The organism is Fibrobacter sp. UWB7 (assembly GCF_900142945.1).
In the GTDB taxonomy this organism is placed as follows: domain Bacteria; phylum Fibrobacterota; class Fibrobacteria; order Fibrobacterales; family Fibrobacteraceae; genus Fibrobacter.
Genome location: NZ_FRCO01000001.1, coordinates 1,115,265 through 1,135,887, shown reverse-complemented (window position 1 = coordinate 1,135,887; position 20,623 = coordinate 1,115,265). Strand labels below are relative to the sequence as shown.

At 49.7% G+C, this 20,623-nt stretch carries 16 protein-coding genes; 10 read left to right on the top strand and 6 right to left on the bottom strand.

Annotation, left to right across the window (positions count from 1 at the left end):
- Window positions 1-3: 3 nt before the first annotated feature.
- Genes BUC30_RS04690 through BUC30_RS04680 form a run of 3 tightly spaced genes read right to left on the bottom strand, consistent with a single transcriptional unit; the run spans window position 4 to window position 3,808 of the window.
- Window positions 4-1,665, bottom strand: coding sequence for an AAA family ATPase (locus tag BUC30_RS04690; protein ID WP_073423752.1), 1,662 nt, complete (start codon window positions 1,663-1,665; stop codon window positions 4-6).
- Window positions 1,666-1,725: 60 nt separating this feature from the next.
- Complete coding sequence (locus BUC30_RS04685) at window positions 1,726-2,559, bottom strand: tRNA threonylcarbamoyladenosine dehydratase (protein ID WP_073423751.1); 834 nt, start codon at window positions 2,557-2,559, stop codon at window positions 1,726-1,728.
- Window positions 2,560-2,584: 25 nt separating this feature from the next.
- A complete protein-coding gene (locus BUC30_RS04680) occupies window positions 2,585-3,808 on the bottom strand; it encodes an aminotransferase class V-fold PLP-dependent enzyme (RefSeq protein ID WP_073423750.1) in 1,224 nt (407 codons plus the stop codon).
- Between the two features lie 220 nt (window positions 3,809-4,028).
- Here BUC30_RS04680 and BUC30_RS04675 point away from each other — a divergent pair, with 220 nt between their 5' ends.
- Entirely contained in the window at window positions 4,029-5,405 is a 1,377-nt protein-coding gene (locus BUC30_RS04675; RefSeq protein WP_073423749.1) for an FISUMP domain-containing protein, read from the top strand.
- Window positions 5,405-6,376: an EF-P lysine aminoacylase EpmA gene (gene epmA / locus BUC30_RS04670; RefSeq protein WP_073423748.1), complete on the top strand. Its 972-nt coding sequence runs from the start codon at window positions 5,405-5,407 to the stop codon at window positions 6,374-6,376. Before BUC30_RS04675 ends, epmA begins: the two co-directional genes overlap by 1 nt.
- A 111-nt stretch (window positions 6,377-6,487) precedes the next feature.
- Here the strand turns inward: epmA and BUC30_RS04665 are convergent, their stop codons facing one another.
- Entirely contained in the window at window positions 6,488-7,006 is a 519-nt protein-coding gene (locus BUC30_RS04665) for a TlpA family protein disulfide reductase (RefSeq protein ID WP_073423747.1), read from the bottom strand.
- Window positions 7,007-7,057: 51 nt separating this feature from the next.
- Between BUC30_RS04665 and BUC30_RS04660 the strand changes: the two genes are divergently transcribed.
- A complete protein-coding gene (locus BUC30_RS04660) occupies window positions 7,058-8,125 on the top strand; it encodes a type IV pilus twitching motility protein PilT (RefSeq protein ID WP_073423746.1) in 1,068 nt (355 codons plus the stop codon).
- A gap of 3 nt (window positions 8,126-8,128) precedes the next feature.
- On the top strand, window positions 8,129-9,331 hold the full coding sequence (locus tag BUC30_RS04655) for a type II secretion system F family protein (protein ID WP_073423745.1): 1,203 nt from the start codon (window positions 8,129-8,131) through the stop codon (window positions 9,329-9,331).
- A 212-nt stretch (window positions 9,332-9,543) separates the two neighbouring features.
- Here the strand turns inward: BUC30_RS04655 and pflA are convergent, their stop codons facing one another.
- On the bottom strand, window positions 9,544-10,323 hold the full coding sequence (gene pflA, locus BUC30_RS04650) for a pyruvate formate-lyase-activating protein (RefSeq protein WP_073423744.1): 780 nt from the start codon (window positions 10,321-10,323) through the stop codon (window positions 9,544-9,546).
- 312 nt (window positions 10,324-10,635) lie between these two features.
- On the opposite strand from pflA, the gene BUC30_RS04645 reads away from it, so the two are divergent.
- From BUC30_RS04645 to BUC30_RS04635, 3 genes are all read left to right on the top strand, one after another.
- Window positions 10,636-11,583 carry a hypothetical protein gene (locus tag BUC30_RS04645; protein WP_073423743.1) on the top strand — a complete coding sequence of 316 codons (948 nt, stop codon included), beginning with the start codon at window positions 10,636-10,638 and terminating at the stop codon, window positions 11,581-11,583.
- 24 nt (window positions 11,584-11,607) lie between these two features.
- Entirely contained in the window at window positions 11,608-12,540 is a 933-nt protein-coding gene (locus BUC30_RS04640; RefSeq protein ID WP_073423742.1) for a hypothetical protein, read from the top strand.
- A gap of 62 nt (window positions 12,541-12,602) precedes the next feature.
- Window positions 12,603-13,274: an MBL fold metallo-hydrolase gene (locus BUC30_RS04635; RefSeq protein ID WP_073423741.1), complete on the top strand. Its 672-nt coding sequence runs from the start codon at window positions 12,603-12,605 to the stop codon at window positions 13,272-13,274.
- Window positions 13,275-13,393: 119 nt separating this feature from the next.
- On the opposite strand, the gene pflB is transcribed toward BUC30_RS04635, so the two are convergent.
- Window positions 13,394-15,649: a formate C-acetyltransferase gene (gene pflB / locus BUC30_RS04630; protein WP_073423740.1), complete on the bottom strand. Its 2,256-nt coding sequence runs from the start codon at window positions 15,647-15,649 to the stop codon at window positions 13,394-13,396.
- A gap of 369 nt (window positions 15,650-16,018) precedes the next feature.
- Here pflB and BUC30_RS04625 point away from each other — a divergent pair, with 369 nt between their 5' ends.
- From BUC30_RS04625 to alaS, 3 genes are all read left to right on the top strand, one after another.
- Window positions 16,019-17,059 carry a family 16 glycosylhydrolase gene (locus tag BUC30_RS04625; RefSeq protein ID WP_073423739.1) on the top strand — a complete coding sequence of 347 codons (1,041 nt, stop codon included), beginning with the start codon at window positions 16,019-16,021 and terminating at the stop codon, window positions 17,057-17,059.
- A 117-nt stretch (window positions 17,060-17,176) separates the two neighbouring features.
- Window positions 17,177-17,662 carry a hypothetical protein gene (locus BUC30_RS04620; RefSeq protein ID WP_073423738.1) on the top strand — a complete coding sequence of 162 codons (486 nt, stop codon included), beginning with the start codon at window positions 17,177-17,179 and terminating at the stop codon, window positions 17,660-17,662.
- Window positions 17,663-17,873: 211 nt separating this feature from the next.
- Window positions 17,874-20,522, top strand: a complete 2,649-nt coding sequence (alaS, locus tag BUC30_RS04615) for an alanine--tRNA ligase (RefSeq protein ID WP_073423737.1) — start codon at window positions 17,874-17,876, stop codon at window positions 20,520-20,522.
- Window positions 20,523-20,623: the final 101 nt, after the last annotated feature.

The window sequence follows — 20,623 nt, the reverse complement described above, 5'->3', positions numbered from 1 at the left end:
ATTTTATAGTCCTTTCAAATACTCTTCTACATTCAAATAATTAATATCGCCAAAGCGGTCTTTTGCTCCGCGGTAGATGACGTTCTTGCTTAAGATTTTCCCGTAGCGGAATTCCGTCTCGGCACATTTCTTGGGGTCAAGCAAATGGCGGCATTGCTCTTTAGCAATTTTGTCACTATGCTTGATTTCGTAAATTTCGGAACAGGCATTTTGTGGGTCGAATACCACCATGTCGAATTCGCCGACGGCAAACTGTAATTGGAAAACTTGCTTTGTGGGTTTTGCAATTTGGGTTTCCAGGAGTACGATTTCTTCCATCATGCGTCCACGGATTTCATCGAGAATTCGTTTCTCGATTGCCATACGCTCAATAATCGGAACTTGTTTGAACGTCTCGTCTAGCAAAAGGCTCTTGATGAGTGCTGATGCTTGGGCGTAACGGAGTCCTGGTTGCGAAAGAACTGTACGTGTACGGTGCTCGTTCAGGTTGGACATGTTGACAATATCGATGTCGCAAGTCAAATCGAGTAAGTCGAGATATTCCTTGATTTCTATGCGGTGTGGCTCGCTGATTTCTACAGATTGTTCTGCTTTGTCCTTGATGAGCAAAAGATGTTTTAGTTGTTTTGTGGCGGAATCACTTGACTTGAATTTTTTAGTCAGTACGTCTATGGTAAATCTGTGGTTGACGTCTTCGACGATGCGATTGATGGCGCTCGTTAATTCGCCAGCATTGTATAGATCTTGCAATGCGCGGAAATGCCCTTCGTGCTGGTAGCATTTGAGGGAATGTTGGATGTTGCGTGCAATGGCGGAATCCACGTAATCGTTTGCGCTTTTTTGTGTGGCAAAAGTAAACTTGTCTGTGTTGTAGTTGCTCCCGCCCATGCTCATCGTTCCACCGAACTCGATAAATTTATCGATGCCAGCAATTCCAAGAACGTTTTCAAATTCGCGATAGGGGATGAATGTCGTGTGCAATAAAATGCAACGGTCATAAAGTTGCTCGTCTTCGGAAAAAACGAATCCCAAGGAATCGGTTCCCGATAGGACCACTTTCATGCCGCCGGCGGCGAAAATATCGGAGAATAATGCGGCACCTTCGATGAAATCGTTTAGCAAGGTTACTTCGTCAATGAATACGTAACGAAAACCAAGCAATTCTAATTGTTTCAGGTCGTGGTTGACGTCGGCGAGCGAATGTCTAGAGCTCAGCTGGATAAACGCCGTTTTCTGTTGCATGTCGGCAGACATTTCGCCAATTAGTTGGCGGATGAGCGTCGTTTTGCCTGTGCGACGTAGCCCGTATAGGATGAGAACTCGGTCGTTGTTTTCTCCGTAAATGTAATCGTGGAGCGCGCCGAAACATTCGCGCTTTTTCCATTTCATGACGGGTTCAAAAAAACGGGTGAGTTGTGCTCCGATTTTTATGTCGGTTTTGAATTCGGGTTTTGCTGAATATGGAGCGGTGTTTTCGGCGACCACTAGTTGCTGAATGTTTCTTGACGAATTCTTTTTCGCTTTTTCTGTCGCAATTTTTGCAGCGAGTTCCGCAAATTCATCATCCTTGACACGGCGACTGTGCTGCTTGCCGTTTTCGGTCCATTGATAGTAAGCGTAACGCTTGCCGTTGATGGTCTTAAATGTAATTCCGCCGATGCTCATGCTCTCTCCTTTTAACTTTAATTTAACTTATTAAGTTAAAAAAGTCAAGAGCGAGTTAAATCACTCAGCTTGCGTTAGCGCTTTCTGATAAATGTCGTTCATCACAAGACCTGCAATCATAAAGCCGAAAATGGCCGTGGCATGTGCCATGGTGCCGTTGATTTGAGCCTTGCTGCTACACCATTCGTGATCGACAAGTTCGGCGTTCTTGAGTTCCGCTTCGCTGCGTTCTTGGCGGACTTTAGGACACATGCAGGCGGCGGTTCCGCAAGAAGAATTTTGACCGCGATTTTTTAAGAGTTCGTCGCTATAAACGCAAAGTACTTTTTTCTTGAGCCACAATTTTTTTCGCTTGAACTTGTCGCGAAGTGCGCGTGCGAGCGGGCAACCTGTAACCTTCCAGAATTCGGCGACCTTGATTCGCGTGGGGTCCATCTTGAGGGCGGCTCCCATCGACGAGAATACGGTTGCCTTGGTGTGCGTGGCGTGCCAAAGCAACTGCATCTTGTTTTCGAGGCTGTCGATAGCGTCGATGATGTAATCGAATGTGTCTAGCTGGAACTTGTCCGTATTCGCTTCTTCGTAGATGTCCTGCAATGCGACGATGTTTGCGTGCGGATTGATTTCTAACAAGCGGTTTTTAAGCACTTCGACTTTGACTTGGCCCACGGTTTTGGTGGTGGCCATTAGCTGGCGGTTTACGTTGGTGACGCACACGCGGTCAGAATCGACGAGCACGAGTTCCTTGATGCCGGAACGCACCAGGCTTTCGGCACACCAGCTGCCGACTCCGCCGAGTCCAAAAATGATGACGCGTTTTTGGTAGATACAGTCCATAACATCGTCTCCGAGAAGGAGCGATGTGCGGTTGAAAATGCCTTTTTCAATTCCCATGAGAATCCTGCAAAACTGGCGGAATTTAGGCGAACAGACGGACGACGCGCTTGATGCCGGCAACAAAACGGTCAATGTCGCGTTCGAGCGTGTAAACGCCAAAGCTCAAGCGGAGCGTGGCGTCCAGCCCAAAGCGGTCCATCACCGGTTGCGCGCAATGGTGCCCGCTACGCACGGCGACGTTTTCTTCGTCGAGAATCATGGCGGCATCACCGACGGCAATTCCGTCCAATGTAATGCTGATGAGCGCGCCGCGTTCCTTCGGGTTGCCGAGGACTTTTACTTGCGGGATTTCGGCGAGCTGCTTCAGAGCGTACTGCGTAATTTGTTCTTCGTGCTTGCGGATGTTGTCGAGGCCGACGTTGTTCAGCCATTCGATAGCTTTGCCAAGTCCGATGACTTCGGCAATGGCAGGTGTGCCTGCTTCAAAGCGTGCCGGGACGTCAGCGTAAGTCGTCTTTTCAAACGTGACGTTCTTGATCATTTCGCCACCGCCATGCCAAGGCGGCATGCTGTCGAGCACGTCGTACTTGCCGTAAAGAACGCCGATGCCAGTCGGGCCGTACATTTTGTGGCCGCTGAAGGCGAGAAAATCGCAGTCGAGCTTTTGCACGTCAATCTTGATGTGGCTAGAGCTCTGGGCGGCGTCAATCAAAATTTTTGCTTGCGGGGCGAGCTTGCGGACGGTTGCAATGATTTCTGCAATCGGGTTCACTGTGCCAACGGAATTGCTCACGTGGGCGACGGCGACCATCTTGGTGCGCGGCGTGAGGAGCTCGGGGAGCTTGCTCAAGTCCAAATCGCCGTCATCGCGGACGGGAATGACCTTGATCTTTGCGCCCTTCATTTCGGCGACGAGCTGCCAGCTCACGATGTTCGCGTGGTGTTCCAAACCGCTGATTAAAATTTCGTCGCCCGCTTCGAAGAACTTGCGTCCGTAGCTCCAGGCAACGAGATTGATGCTTTCGGTGGTGCCGCGCGTGAAGACGATTTCGTCTTCGGATTTTGCGTTGATGAACTTCGCAACGTCTTTGCGAGTCTTTTCAAAGGCTTCGGTAGTGCGTGCGCTGAGGCGGTAAACCCCGCGCTTCACGGAGCTGTAGTGCTCGCGGTAAAAATCGTCCATCGCGTCGATGACGCTTGCGGGCTTCTGGGTCGTGGCGGTGCTGTCCAAAAAGGCGAGCGGCTTTGCTTCTTTGTCGCCTGCGACCAACATCGGGAATTCATTGCGTAAGACTTCTGCGTTCATGCCCGCAAAGATAGAAATCCTCTATAGCCGGAGTCAAATTCAAGTAAAATATTATTAGGGTTCAAGATTTTTTTTGATTATTCATTAGGGATTGTTTATAATTCGTTATATATTAAAACTATTCATGTCGTTATCCCGACTCAGGAATTGTCATTTTGATATTGGAACTGTCATCCTGAGCGAAAGCGAGGGATCCAGTTAAGTTTTAAAAGAGGTTTAGATGAAGAATCTTTTTATAGCAAGTTTGGTTTGTTCTGCAATTTTGGCACAGGGTAGTTTTGCCCAAGAAGCGCTCCGCAAGGCCGTTGATTCCAACAACTGGAAAAAGGTTAAAAAGATTGTCAATTCCGGCGAGCTCGAAGAAATTTATTGCGGTAAGATGTCGGCAAAGAATGCGACGAACATTTATGGCAAGCATTTTAAGCAGATGCCGGATGAGGCGTTTGCTGCCTGCCCGTCCCAGTTTGCGTATGGCTTTGGTCCGAAGGTGTGCTCGATGGCAAATGCCGCGAATGCCTGCTCGGGTGTCATCAAGTATTTGCTCGCCGATGGTGAAAAGGGGAGTACGAAGGCTCTCAAAACGCTAGACGAGGTGGCTAAGGCTGCAACGAAGACGAAGGCCTTTGGAAAACAGTCTCTCGTGAGTGTCGATACGACGGTCTGGAAACCGTGCCCCAAGAAGGGCGCTGCACGAACAAAGTGCATTGCCCAGTGCAAGGAAGATGCTAATTCCTTGATGGCGATCAATCATGATGTGAACTGCAAAAAGAATCCGGAGCAGATGGTCGATAAGACAATCAAGGTCTATAAGCCGTCCCCGGTTTTTGCAAGCTTGCGCGAAGGTCTTTCCGATGGCTTCTGGAAGGCTCCGATGTCTGTTGCCGGGACGTATGCTGCACTCGCTGGCAAGTATGCCAAGGTGCTCTCGATTCCTGATACCGCTGTGACGGGCCTCCATTACGTGAAGACTTGGGTTGCCAAGCATAAGGGCGCTTCGCTCCCGGGCGGTCAGCTGTTCCGCTTCTGCACCGCTTGGAAGGGCAAGGTCGATCCGATTCTTTCTGAAGCAGGCTTCAGCACTCGCTGCCCGGTGTTCAAGAACTTTGTGGACAAGCGTGACAAACAAGTTTACAAGGTCAAGGAAATCGGCGGCGTGGACTGGTTCGTCGAAAACTTGAACTACAACGATCCGGAAGGCTCGATGTGCTATGACCGCGACGATGCGAACTGCAAGACGTTCGGTCGCCTCTACACGCAAGAAGCTGCCAAGAAGGCTTGCCCGGCAGGCTACCATCTCGCCACGGATGCGGATTGGAAAAAGCTTGAAGAATATGCGGGCGGTTCTCGCGAAGCTGCGCTCAAGCTCAAGAGCAACGGCAGTGACGATTATGCATTCACGGCCATGTTCGGTGGCTACGCCAACAAGACCGGCGTCTGCACGACGATGGGCGAGGGCGCCTATTTCTGGACTGCCGATTCCGAAGAAGATTCTCGTGGCAAGGCTCGCACAATGTTCAGCTCCGATAAGGATGTCGGCTCCATCTCCGTGGACCCGAGTTTCTATCTTGCGGTCCGTTGTGTAGCCGGAGCTGAGTAATGGAAAATTTGAACTTGGGCGCGTTTGCGCCCACTTGCACGCGTGAAACTTGGATCAAGCGCCAGGCGCTGATGGCCCGCGTCCGTGATTTCTTTGTTCGTCGTAATGCACTCGAAGTTGAGACGCCTGTGCTTTCTGCATACGGCGGAACGGACCCGCAGCTCGATTACTTTGAAATCGAAGACCCGAAGCGGTTTATGATGACGAGTCCGGAATTTCACATGAAGCGTTTGCTAGCTGCAAAGTTCGGTGACATCTTTCAGATTACAAAGTCGTTCCGCAAGGATGAATTTGGCGGCCACCACAACAACGAGTTCTCGATGGTGGAATGGTACCGCGTGGGTATGATTCAGGACAAACTCATGGATGAAGTCGAAGACCTTGTGAGCGAAATCATTGGGACCAAACTAAATGCCCGCCGCACCCGCTGGATTGATGCGTTCAAGAATTACGCTGGCGTGAATCCGTTCTGCGAAAAGCTCACGGACTTTGCGGATGCTTGCCGCGCTCGCGAGATTCCTGTGCCCGAAAAGAGCGAAACGCTCACGCGCGAAGACTGGTGGGACTATCTCATGGTTTTCTTGGTGGAACCTGCACTCGCTAGTAACGGTCCCGAGTTCATCTTGGATTACCCGCCGTCGCAGGCTGCTTTGGCGCAGACTTACGTGGATGCTGAGGGCTATACGTGGGCTCGCCGCTTTGAGCTTTTTGTGAACCAAGTGGAACTTTGCAATGGTTACACGGAGCTTACGGATCCTGTGGAGCAGCGTCGTCGTTTCTATGCTGATTTGGAAATTCGTAAGGGGATGAACAAGCCCTTACCGCCTATTGACGAACGGTTCCTTGCAGCTCTTGAATCGGGAATGCCTGCTTGCTCTGGTGTGGCTCTCGGGCTCGACCGCCTGTTCATGCTCGCCCTCGGTAAAGAAGAAATTGCCGACGTGATCCTCTTCCCCAGCCCCATTGCTTAACGCTTGGTTGTCACCTGGCTTGTCACCCCGGATTTATTTTCTTTGATCACTTAGTGCTTTAGCACTTATGTGAGCATGATCCGCGTATGGGGACGGGGTCGCCATCTCGTATTACTGTCCCAGCAGTCGCTTTAGCTCGTGTCGGACTCTCAGTTCGTTGAGTACTCCGACATCGACGTGCTGGATCTTGTCATCCTTGTCGACCACAAAGCTTACGGGAATCACGCCCGGGCTTCCTAGCGCCTTGAGCGCGTCGTAGTTCCAGTGGAGCATCGTCCACGGGATGTCCATGCTTTTCTTGTACTTGCGGGCGACCTTCTTGGAATCGTCCTCGTCGATCATCAGAATCTTGAGACCCTTCGGCCCGAATTCCTCGTGGAACTGCTTGAGGATGGGAAGTTCTGCCCGGCAGGATGGGCACCAGGATGCGGTCAAAACAATAAGCGTTGCAGTCCCCTTCTCGCTTACGTAGTCCGATTTGCCCCCCATTACATCGTCTGCCGTGAAGTTTGCAACGGTCTCTGGGAAGTTCAGGTTATAGCGGGATTTTGCCTCGAACGCATAAAACGCGAAACCGAGGAAAATAATTGCCCCTACCCATGCGAGAATTTTATAAGTGGATGAACGCATTGCATAAAGAATTTATGAAATTTTTGAGCTTTTTAAATTATATTCTAGTGCATGGCATATAACATTCAAGATCTTTTAGCAGAAATGGTCAAACGTGGGGCGTCCGACTTGCATATTACAGCCGGCGCACCTCCTCTTATTCGTCTTTCCGGCAAGCTTACCCCCATTGGGGAGAACAAGCTCAAGCCCGACGAAACCATGCGTATGACTTACAGCTTGATGAACGAAGCCCAGAAAAAGACTTTTGAACAGCAAAAGGAATGCGACTTTTCATTCGGTATTGCAAATCTTGCGCGTTTCCGTGCGAACGCCTACTTGCAGCGTGGCTGCGTGGCGCTTGCCCTCCGTATTATTCCGCTGGATATTAAGACGTTCAAGGATCTCGGCCTCCCGAAGATCATGGCTGAATTTACGACCCGCCCTTCTGGACTTGTGCTTGTGACGGGTGCTACCGGTTCTGGTAAGTCCACGACCTTGGCGGCAATGATCGACAAGATCAACAAGGAGCGTCACGACCACATCTTGACGGTCGAAGACCCGATCGAATTTTTGCATAAGCATCAAGGTTGCATGATCAACCAGCGTGAAGTCGGTAGTGATACACATAGCTTTGCCCAGGCATTGAAGATGGCTCTCCGTCAGGACCCGGATGTGGTGCTCATCGGCGAAATGCGTGACTTGGAAACGATCCGTGCCGCACTGACGATTGCAGAAACCGGTCACTTGACGTTTGCTACGCTTCATACAAACTCCTGTGTGCAGACGATTAACCGTGTGGTCGACGCCTTCCCGAAGGGAGAACAGCAGACCGTGCGTACGCAGCTCTCGTTCGTGCTTCAGGGCGTTATCTGTCAGACCCTTTTGCCGAAAATTGGCGGCGGTCGCGTGATGGCATACGAAGTCATGAACGTGACGCCGGGTATCCGTGCTTTGATCCGCGATGACAAGGTGCATCAGATTGAATCCATGATTGAAATTGGTCAGAAGTTTGGCATGAATACGATGAACATGTGCTTGTGCGAACTTGTCAAGAATCACAAGGTCGACCGTTTCGATGCTCTGGCTCGCTCGTCGAGTCCGGATCAGTTGGAACAGTTGTTTGTAAAGGAAGGGGTGTAATCGATGGCAGAATTTTTGTACAAAGCCCAAAACTCACAGGGCAACAGCTTTGAAGGTACGCTTGAGGCAAAGGACAAGGCTGAAGCCGAAGCCCTTTTGCTCCGTCGTCGATTGGTCATCACGAGCCTTAAAAAGAAGCCGACCGAAATCAAGATTAAGATTGGTTCTGGTATCAAGACCGAAGATATTACCCGTTTTACGCGTATGTTTTCGTCTATGTGCTCGGCTGGTCTTCCGATGCTTCAGTGCTTGAACATTCTTGAAGCTCAGTGTGAAAACCCAGAGCTCAAGAGCGTTGTGCATAAGCTCACGCAGTCGATTAACGGTGGTTCTTCTTTGGCTGATGCTTTGGCGCAGCACCCGAAGGTCTTTGACTCCCTGTATTGTAACATGGTGGCTGCTGGTGAAGCGGGTGGTATTCTCGAAGGCATTCTCGCTCGTCTGGCGGAAACTCTCGAAAATAACCAGCGCCTCAAACGTAAAGTGAAAAAAGCTTTGACGTACCCGATCATGGTTATCATTGTGGGTATTCTCGTTGTGATTGCCCTTATGACGTTCGTGGTGCCGACGTTCGCTGAACAGTTCGCCGCCCTTGACGCTGAACTCCCTGCTCCGACGCAGGTTGTGATGAACATATCTGATTTTATACGAAACAATGGTGCGTTTATTTTTATTGCACTTATCATTGTCATCTTTGCTTATAAGATGATTATGCGAATACCGCAAGCGCAATTTGCAATGGACAAGTTTACGTTGAAATTGCCGAAACTTGGTGATTTGCAGATTAAGTCTGCAACGGCGGGTTTCTCGAGAACGCTTGGAACGCTTTTAAATGCTGGTGTGTCTGTGATGGATGCGCTAAAGGTCGTTGCGTCTACTGCAGGTAACAAAGTTGTGGAAAAGGCGATTTATAAGATATCGATTGGTATTGCTGGCGGTAAATCAATTGCCGAACCGATGGAAGAAGTAGGCATTTTCCCGCCCATGGTGATCCAGATGACGGGCGTTGGTGAAAAGACTGGTAACCTTGGCGGTATGCTTTTGAAGCTTGCGGACTTCTACGATGAAGAAGTGGACGCCGCTGTCGATGCGGTCGTGAGTATGATTGAACCGATTATCATTGTGTTCTTGGGCGGCGCCGTCGGTGGTCTCCTGATTGCAATGTATATGCCGATGTTTAGCATGGGCGACGCCATTAAAGGCTGATCTTTCGCCGAAAGCCGTCGCGATAGTTCGTCACAGCTTCGCTCACGTATAACAATACGCTACGCGAAGCTGATTCCTGCTCTCGCTAGGCTTTAGACGAAATCTCGATTTAAATTTAAAGACGAAGCTGCGCGCCTCGTCTTTTTTCTTTGTCATCCTGAGCGGAGCGCAGCGGAGTCGAAGGATCTCCTGCGCTTTTTGCGCTTGGTTGGTTATTTCTTCATCCAGCTCGTGTATTTTGCGGTTTCGAGAATTTCGTTGGCGTTCTTGACACGGTCGGCGGTGGGCGTTTGCGTGTCCTTGAGCGCGTAGTCGATTTCGAGTTCTTGATACTTGCTGAGGGCAAATGCATGGTAGGGGAGAACTTCGACACGTTTGACGTTGCTTAGCGTACGGATGAAGTCGCGGGTGCGCGTGAGCGCTTCGTCGTTGTCGCTGATTCCCGGAACGAGCACGTGACGGATCCAGATGGGCTTTTGAATGCGGTCGAGGTAATGGAAAAATTCAATGATGTTCTCGTTGCTGTGACCCGTGAGTTCCTTGTGCGCGCCTGCGTCGATGTGCTTGATGTCCACGAGCAAGAGGTCGGTGGATTTCATCAATCGTTCGAACTTGGCAAACTGTTCGCCGGTGCTCCTGAATGAGACTCCGCTAGTGTCGATGCATGTATGAACTCCCGCCGCTTTTGCCGCTTCGAAGAATTCAATCATGAAGTCGATTTGCGCGAGGGGCTCGCCGCCACTCACGGTAATACCTCCATCGGTTCCCCAATATGGCTTGTAGCGCACGGCTTTTTTTAGCAGGTCTTCAGCGCTCATTTCGAATGAACCGTTCTCTGTTCCGTTTGCGCTTTTTGTTCCGAAATCCCATGTTTCTGGATTGTGGCAGAACTTACAGCGCATCGGGCAGCCTTGCAAAAATACGACAAACCGGATTCCCGGTCCATCGACCGATCCGAACGTTTCGAGCTTGTTGATTCTTCCGAGAGTCATGACTCGAAAATAGAAAAATATGCGTGAGCTAGTGTGATTAGCTTTTTGCGAAATGTGCTTTTGATGATGTTTCTGTAGGTGCTTGAGCTCCTTGCTTTGTGTGAGTATATAATAAGGATTGCTAATATAAAACAATTTTTGCGATTTTGTTTGTTGTAATTTAAATTATACAAAATAATTCATTACTTTGGTGTGAATATGTTGTTTGTTTTATTTATTGATAATAAATAAAATGTTTTTATTATTACAAATAAGATTTTTAGTACAAAATATATTGACGATTAATTTGTTTTGTTTTATATTCGACGTACTATGAATAAATTACTACTTACATCAATTGCTTTATCACTGGCGGCAAGTTCGCTTGCCTTGGAATATGAACCTACATGGAGATGGGCTGAAAATGCTCCGATCTATAGACTGCATATAAGTGCTTATGCAGTGGATGACTACTCGCATTTTACGGGTGGTAGCGCAAGTAACCTTAGTAATAGGGTGCGTACCAAAAATGCGTTTATTCAGTATATTGAAGAATCGGCTAATAGAGCGTATCCAAATATGCCGACTCCTATTCATGACTATATGTATAACAATAGCGGTGCTACTAAGGCAAACTTTAAGAACGCTCAACTCTATCACTCTAATATTGTTTTCTTTGCTGGTCATGGTGCTCAGCAGACTTTGGCTTTTTATGATCAGCCGATGGCTGTTTCTCAAAAACCTTATGGAGGCGATATCAAATGGGTGTTCTATGATGCTTGTGAAGTCCTGAATATTAATAAAGATGGACAGCTTAATGTCCCGCTTTATTCGAACCCGAGCCCATTGGATAATAATAAACTTATGAATTTGTATGGGGCTTTTATTGGCGTTCACGCTATTTTAGGTTATTATTCGTTAGGGAGAGATGATCCTTATTATACATCGAATGGCGTTACAGTGTATCAGCATGTGAAGTACAAGTATTTTGCTGAATACTTTATTGAAAATGATTTTACTCTTTGGGAAGCTTATTATTGGGCTCATAATAGGACTTTTAACGAGTTCGATCAAGTTTGGATGAATGCCGGTGCTGGACATATTCCGGGCTTTACTCCTGCAATCGCATTTATGGCGGGTACAGACCAGCATGGTCGTTATCATGATGGTAGCGCAGAAAAGTTCTCTAGTACATACGAAGTGGGATTAGACCCGCGTAAGGAAGGTACGAATTATTCCATGTATATCCTTTATCAGGAATTTGGAACACCGGAATACTAGTAAAAATTTAAAAGAGGAAATATAATGAAAAAGGCTTTTATTACAATTTTGACAATGGCGATGCTTACTTCTGTTGGCTTTGCCAAGCCGAGTCTTGTCGTTAATAGTAAGGCAAAGAAGTTCCTGACGGAACGCAATCATTTCGATGCCAAGAATTTTAACAAGAAGGGCATGAAGGCTCCTGCTCGAGCTTCGTCTCTTGTGGTTGCTATTGACGAATCTTCGGATAAGACTCAAAAGAACCTGAAAAATCGCTTGAGCGAAAATTATCGCGTTCGTGTTTCTGCTCACGAAAAGAACGTTCTTTGGTTCAATGAAGGTAACGTGACAGTTGACCTTTCTGATTTGGAATCCGATCGCAATTTGAGCGCCAACAAGATTTTGAGCGCTGTTTTGCCGAGCGAATATGCGGACCAGTTTAAGCTCGTAACTATTGATAAGCGCTATCTTGCTTCGATGGACAAGAAGGTCGAAATTGATGGTTATGCATTTAAGTTCAAGCGCGTCTTTAATGGTCGTGTGGTTCGCAATGACAAGAACTTCTTGACTGTTTTGACGGACAAGTATGGTCATGTGCAGAATGCTAACATCGCTATGCAGGATTTGAAGACGACGTCTGAAATCTTGACGACGAATGATGACGCTGCAGAAAATCAGGCGACCTTGGATTCCGTGCTTGTTGCTGATTACGATCGCATTGAAGTCTTTAATGAAGACGGTGAACAAAAACAGTTGAAGGCTGAAAAGGTTGAAGTCGGCAGTGTCGCTGAAGCTTATTGCGAAGTCGAAGACGGTTCTGCTAAGAAGCTTTATCCGTGCCTTTCTTACGTTTCCAAGGTTAGCGTAGGCGATGGCAAGTTTATTTCTCGCATTATTGACGCTCCGCATTCTCGCCATTCTTGGAATCGCAATCGTCAGGGCAAGAAGCCTGTTAAGTTCCATCGTTACAACCGATAACTTGATAGATGTTTTTGTTGGAGAGGGCTCCCGAAAGGGAGCCTTTTTCTATCTTTGGCGCCGTGTCCAAGATCGTTAAACTTACCGATAGAATCCATTATTTGCAGATGTCGAATGACCCGCTGAGTGCGGATGTCATCGCTGTGCGTGGCGATTGCGCGTGGTGGATTTTTGACGTGGGCGCATGCGATGAGGCTGTGCAGTTTATCAATGAACTGCCGCATAATCTCGTAGGCAATTCGGCGAGTCTCGTGAAGAATGTCGTCATTTCACATTTTCATCGGGACCATTTGCTGAATGTCCAGCGCATGTGCAGTGGCGAAATTTCGCTAGACATCGATGCGCTTTACGTGGGTGCCTACACTTCAAAAACGTTTGGTGAAATTGAAGGCACTTCAAAGAATGTTGTGATGGAACCGCTTGCGTTTGACGATGGTGTGCAGATTCAAATCTTGCCGATGCCCAATAGCCATGCCAAGGGCTCGCTTGCGCTTATCGTTGACGATTACGTTTTCTTGGGTGATGCGACTTACCCGATGGTGGGGCATGGCTCTCCTGACGTTTATAATGTGCAAATTTTGGGCGAGCAGATAAAACTATTGAAGAAACTCTCGGCGTCGCGTTTTTGCCTGAGTCATAAGCGTGGACTTGTGCGCGACAAAACCTCAGTCCTCATGTTTTTAGAATCTGTTTACGCTCGCCGCCAAAAGAACGAAAATTATATTGTGGCGTAGAGCCGGCGCCTTCGCGTTTTCGCCGCATTTCAACGCGCGCATTCCCTCAAAAATCGGCATTCCCCAGAAACAAAAAAAAGGTTCCCTTTCGGGAACCTTTTTAAGCTTTTTCCAAGCGATTAGAGCACGCCGTGTGCCTGGCGGGCAATCACGTCGAGCTGCTGTTCGCGAGTGAGCTTGATGAAGCGCACGGCGTAGCCAGAAACGCGGATCGTGAAGTTCTGGTATTCTTCCTTCTCTGGATGTTCCATAGCGTCCTTGAGCTTTTCGACACCGAACACGTTCACGTTCAAGTGGTGGCTGCTCTGGCCGAAGTAACCATCGAGAACCTGCACGAGTTTGTTAGTGCGTTCTTCGTCGTCGTGACCGAGAGCGTCCGGGTTGATCGTCTGCGTGTTGCTGATACCGTCGAGAGCGTATTCGTACGGAATCTTGGCAACAGAGTTGAGAGATGCCAAGAGACCATTCTTTTCGGCACCGTAGCTCGGGCTTGCACCCGGAGAGAATGGTTCGCCCTGCTTACGACCATCCGGGAGAGCGCCCGTTGCCTTACCGTAAACAACGTTACTCGTGATGGTAAGGATGGAGGTGGTCGGTTCAGAGTCACGGTAAGTCGGCGTGTGCTTGATCTTAGCCATGAACGTCTTGAGGAGCCAAACAGCGATGCTGTCTGCGCGGTCGTCGTCGTTTCCATAACGCGGGAAGTCGCCTTCGATCTGGAAGTCTTCGGCAAGGCCCGTAGCCGGGTCACGGATGACCTTGACCTTAGCATACTTGATTGCAGAAAGGGAGTCGACAACGTGGCTGAAGCCTGCGATACCCGTTGCAAACGTACGGCGAACATTGGTATCGATGAGGGCCATTTCGGCAGCTTCGTAGTAGTACTTGTCGTGCATGTAGTGGATCAAGTTGAGCGTATTCACGTACAAGTGAGCGATCCAGTCCATGTAGAGTTCAAACTTGTGGACGACTTCATCGTAGTCAAGGTATTCGCTAGAAATAGGCGGATATTCCGGGCCAACCTGCGTACCCTTCACGAGGCATTCATCCTTACCACCGTTGATGGCGTAGAGGAGCGTCTTGGCGAGGTTTGCACGAGCGCCGAAGAACTGCATTTCCTTACCGGTCTGAGTTGCAGAAACGCAGCAGCAGATGCTGTAGTCATCGCCCCAGATCGGACGCATCGTGTCATCGTTTTCGTACTGGATGGCGCTGGTCTTCACGGAGATTTCTGCAGCGAACTTCTTGAAGCTTGCCGGGAGGCGCGGGCTGTAGAGGATCGTAAGGTTCGGTTCCGGAGACGGGCCCATGTTCACGAGCGTGTGCAAGAAGCGGTAGTCGTTCTTGGTCACCTGATGGCGACCATCCTGGCCGAGGCCAGCGACTTCGAGAGTAGCCCACACCGGGTCACCGCTGAAGAGTTCGTTGTAGCTTGTGATACGGGCGAATTTCACCATGCGAAGCTTCATGACGAAATGGTCGATGATTTCCTGAGCTTCGGTTTCGTTGATGACGCCGTTCTGCAAGTCACGGGTCATGTAAATGTCGAGGAAGGTTGAAACGCGGCCAACGCTCATGGCGGCACCGTTCTGTGTCTTGATGGCGGCGAGGTAACCGAAGTAGAGCCACTGCACAGCTTCGCGGGCGTTTGTTGCCGGCTTGGAAATGTCATAGCCGTAAATCTTTGCCATGACCTTCATGCCTTCGAGAGCCTTGATCTGTTCGGCAAGTTCTTCGCGTTCGCGGATCACATGTTCGCGCATATCCGTTTCATCGGTCAGAGCCTTGTCGGCCTTCTTCTGGGCGATGAGGTAATCGATACCGTAAAGAGCAACGCGGCGGTAGTCACCGACGATACGGCCACGGCCGTAAGTATCCGGAAGACCCGTAATGATGTGGGCCTTGCGGGCCATACGCATTGCCGGCGTGTAGGCGTCGAAAACGCCCTGGTTGTGAGTCTTGTGGAATTCAGTAAAGATGCGGTGAAGTTCTTCGCTCGGTGTGTAACCGTAGTTCTTGCAAGATTCTTCAGCCATCTTGATGCCGCCGAACGGCATGAATGCGCGCTTGAGCGGCTTGTCGGTCTGGAGACCTACGATCTTTTCGAGATCCTTGGTTTCTTCGGAAATGTAGCCAGCGTTGTGGCTTGTAAGAGTGGAGACGACGTCTGTGTCCATGTCGAGGACGCCACCCTTTGCAATTTCTCTCTTCTGTAGTTCCTGGAGTTCTGCCCAGAGCTTGTTCGTAGCTTCAGTCGGTCCCTGCAAGAACGACTTGTCGCCATCGTAGGGAGTATAGTTTTTCTGGATAAAGTCGCGGACGTTAATTTCTTCCTGCCAGCGACCGCCTTTAAAGCCTGTCCATGCTTCCTGCATAGTAACCTCTTTTGTCTCGAACCCGGCTGTCAATACAATTAAAAAGTTGTTTAACTTTTAAGCGTTGTAGAAAAAGGTGGGCCCGAAATTGTGCTTTTTTCTATCGATTTTTTTTGTAAAACGCAATATACATATTAAAAAAGGGGCAGGCAAGGTATAAAATGAGGCTTTTCAATCTGAAGTGACCTTGCAAAATGCTTACGGAAATATTACGTGACCAATTTTTGAAAAAGTACGTTTTTTTATGTAAAACGTAGGTAGAATATGTAAAATACGGTTGATACAGATGATTTTAAATTTCCTGTCGCTAGTCGTACGCTCTGCCGTTTTAGAAGCTATCTTATAGTTAAAGAAATTATGAGGTCAACAATGAAAAAGATTCTTATCCCGATGGTTGCAATGGCATTCTTCGCCGCTTGCTCTGATACCAACGCCCCCACCTACCCGGTTGCTTCTAATCCGACTGCGGGTTCATCCTCCAGCTCCGAAGCTCTCCTTCCGGTTGGTGAATCTTCCAGCTCTGTTGCTCCGGTTGCAGGAGTTTCTTCTAGCTCTGTCGATGTTCTTGGCGTATCCTCCAGCTCTGTGGATGCTCTCCCGGCAGTTTCTTCCAGCTCGAATGGCGCTGCTCAGTTTACCTACAGTGTTCCGCCGCTGACCGCTATTGATCCGACTAAGTCGTACTCCTTCTATGGTGCAGAACTTACGGGTCGTGACCAGTTCAAGTATGGCCGTTTCGAAGCCCGCATGAAGATGGCTGCTATCTCTGGCACGGTGAGCTCCATGTTCGTCTATTATGATGACTCCTGGGAAAAGGGTGAAAAGCCTTGGAACGAAATCGATATCGAAGTTTTGGGCAAGGCTCCAGACGCATGGCAGTCCAACATCATTACACGTGAAGGCGATCCGTCTATCAAGGCTAATACCGCTTCCGAAAGCAAGCCGCTTCATGAATTTGGTTTTGATGCCACGCAGGACTTCCACCTCTACGCTATCGTCTGGACTCCGGAATACGTTTCTTGGGAAATCGACAGCGTCGAAGTTCGTCGTGATGAGATTGGTCTCAGCCGTGGTACTCACGCCGATGCTGACCAGGTCAAGTTCCTGACTGAAGAACAGTCCCTCCGCTTCAACCTCTGGGCTTCCAAGAGCGCCGCATGGACGGGCAAGTGGGATGGCGGTATCGGTCTCCCGATTGAACAGCAGATCGACTATGTCCGCGTGTACTCTTACGATGAAGCCACTAAGGGCTTTACGGTGCTCTGGCAGGATGACTTCGATGGCGAAGATCTTGATCCGAAGCATTGGGACCGTGGCAACTGGGAAATGGAACGCGTGAACCTCCGCCCGGACAACGTCATTGTTGAAAACGGTGTTTGCCGTCTCATCATGGACTACGAAGCTAACTAACAAGTTTGGTGTATAGAAGCAAGCCTCCTGGAGCAATCCGGGAGGCTTTTTTTATAAAACATTTTTTGCTTTTCTTGGAATGTAAATGATTGTATATTGGTTTAAAAAGAGGTAATCATGAAAAAATTTTTCCTTACGGCTATTGCCGCAATTTCGCTTGCTTTTATGGCTTGCGCCCCTTCCAAACTCGATATCCAAGAAGCTTCGATTACTAGGGACGTGCTGATTGAAGTTCGTCAGGTATTGAATGACTCTATTAGTTTGTATGTTGGAAACGTGTTCTATTTGAACTCTAGGCAGATTGTGGCTGATGACATGTACCCGCTGCACGCGAGTACGCGCGACCCGTCGGAATTTGAAAAGCTCACGCCGACAGATGTGCTCAATAGCGACGAGGAATTCTTGAATTACTTGCGCCGCAAGGCCCCGGACATGATGAACGTGGGCATCGTGATTGGAGAAACGGCTTACAATGAAATCGGCTTTGACGAGGCTGCTGCCGTTGCAAAACTCACCAAGATTTTCCAGAAGATTCAGGGTGGGTCGCTTACGCTCTTCCACGAAAAAGAAGGTCAACTCACCGATATGAAAAAACTGTACTAGTAGTTGGTCAATAGTCGTTAGTCATTGGTCATTAGCTATTAGTTATTGGAGCTTTGTCATGCCCGCCATTGAGCGGGCGTTTCTTTTTTTCTACTTTGAGCTCCTTCGGAGCTCATTTAGCTCGGCTCAGCAATGTCAAAACAATAAATTGTTTTGCCGCTGCGTTCGCCTTTTGCTAAATTTGGGCTCGTAAAAAATCAAAGGAATAGCTATGTCCGAAAAAATGACTTCTGCGCAAGTGCGCGAATCCTTTATCAAGTTCTTCGAATCCAAGGGCCACCTCTTCGTGCGTTCTTCGCCGGTGGTTCCGCATGACGACCCGACGCTCATGTTCACGAACGCGGGCATGAACCAGTTCAAGGCCATCTTCCTTGGCGACAATCCGAAGGGCTGGAAGCGCGCATGCAACAGCCAGAAGTGCCTCCGCGTGTCTGGTAAGCACAACGACCTCGACGTCGTGGGCCGCGACAACTACCACCACACCTTCTTCGAAATGCTCGGTAACTGGAGCTTCGGTGACTATTATAAGAAGGATGCTATTTCCTGGGCATGGGAACTCCTCACTGAAGTTTGGAAGCTCCCGAAGGAACGCCTCTTTGCGACCGTTTATCAGGACGATGACGAAGCATGGCAGATTTGGAAGGACGTGTCCGGTCTTCCGGATGACCGCATCATGCGCTTTGACGCTCACTCCAACTTCTGGGAAATGGGCGACACCGGTCCGTGTGGTCCTTGCTCCGAAATCCATTACGACCGCGGCGACCTCGCTACGCAGGCCGAAACGTTCAAGGACCCGATTAAGGGCGTGAACGGCGAAAACGACCGCTACATCGAAATTTGGAATAACGTGTTCATGCAGTACGAACGCGTGAGCGACGGCTCCTTGATTCCGCTGAAGGCCAAGAACGTCGATACCGGTATGGGCTTCGAACGTATCTGCGCTATTCTCCAGGGCAAGACCAGCAACTACGATACTGACGTGTTCACTCCGATTATCGCAAAGATTGCTGAACTCTCTGGCGTTCCGTACAACGATGGCGAAGCCGGCACCCCGCACCGCGTGATTGCCGACCACATCCGCGCTATTTCGTTTGCAATTGCCGATGGCGCTCTCCCGTCTAACGAAGGCCGTGGTTACGTGCTCCGCCGCATTCTCCGCCGTGCTAGCCGCTTTGCTCGCTTGCTTGGTCAGAAGAAGCCGTTCATTTGCCAGCTCGTTCAGGTTCTCGCCGATACGATGGGCGATGCCTTCCCGGAAATTCGCGAACGCAAGGAATTTGTTGCTAGCGTGATCAAGAGCGAAGAAGAAAGCTTTATCCGTACGCTTGACGCTGGTCTCGAACGCTTCGCCGCTATCTCTGCCGAACTCAAGAAGGGCGACAAGATTCCGGGCGACAAGGTGTTCCTCCTCTATGATACTTATGGATTCCCGCCGGACCTCACTGGCATTCTCGCCGAAGAAAAGGGCCTCCTCATCGATGAAGAAGGCTACGAAAAGTGCATGAATGAACAGAAGGAACGCGCCCGCGCTAACATGAAGCAGGGCATCAACACGATGGGTACCGAAGGCTGGACGCAGTACAGCGAAGCTAGCACAAACTTTGTCGGTTATGAACTCTCCGCTTGCGAAACGAAGGTTGTCCGCTGGCGCGAAGACAAGGGCGTGCTCTCTATCGTCCTCGAAACCTCTCCGTTCTATGCCGAAATGGGTGGCCAGGTTGGTGACAAGGGAACGCTCGTTTCTGCCGACCTCGAAATCCAGGTGTTTGACACCGTGAAGGTGAACGATACCGCTCTCTGCCGTGGTAAGGTCGTGAAGGGCGAAGCTAACGAAAAAACGATGGGCGCCGTGTTCATGGCAACCGTCGATAACGATCGTCGCGCTGACATCCGCAAGAACCACTCCGCAACGCACTTGCTCCAGGCCGCTCTCCGTGAAGTGCTTGGCACCCACGTGCAGCAGCAGGGTAGCTTCGTTTCGAACGAACTCCTCCGCTTTGACTTCAGCCACTTCAACGCCATGACCGCTGAAGAAATCCAGAAGGTCGAAGACATCGTGAACGCCAAGATCATGGAATGCTTGCCGGTCCACACCGACGTGATGGACGTCGATGAAGCTAAGGCTAGCGGTGCTATGGCTCTGTTCGGCGAAAAGTATGGCGACAAGGTCCGCGTCGTGAAGATGGGTGACGCTGGCGTCGAATTCTCCCGCGAACTTTGCGGTGGCTTGCATGTGCAGAACACCGGTAATATCGGCATGGTGAAGATCGTTTCTGAATCTAGCGTGTCCGCTGGCGTGCGCCGTATCGAAGCCGTTTCTGGCCGTGGCGCCTTGAGCCTCCTCCGCGCTGGTACGCAGATCCTCAACGCTCTCCGTGAACAGCTCCGCTGCAAGGATGCCGAAGTTCTCGACCGCATCCAGCAGACGTTTGCCAAGACGCAGAACCTCGAAAAGAGCCTCCAGTCCGTGAAGCTCGAACTCGCAACGCTCGCTGCTGCCGAACTCTTGAACGGTGGCATCAACGTGATGGGCGTGAACCTCTACGTTCGCGAACTCTCCTTGCCGGATGAAAAGTACAAGAACTTGCTCGACGGCGTTCAGAACAAGCTTGACGTCGATAGCGTTGCTGTGATTGCAAACAAGGACAACGGTTCTGGTAGCATCGCCGTGATGGTTGGCAAGAACGTTCAGGCCAAGGGCATCAAGGCTGGCGACATCGTCAAAGATCTCGCCAAGGCTTGCAACGGTAAGGGCGGTGGCCGTCCGGACCGTGCTCAGGCTGGTACCCGCGAACCGGAAAAGATTGCCGAAGCTATCGCTAACGCTAACAACTGGATTAGAGCAAAGCTCGGTGCATAATATCATTCCCGCCTCCGAGCGGGAATCTCCTCCTATAAGAGGTGTTCCTCGCATTTATGCGTGGCGCCTTTTTTTTTGTTTGTGGACCGGGGGCCGCGCGC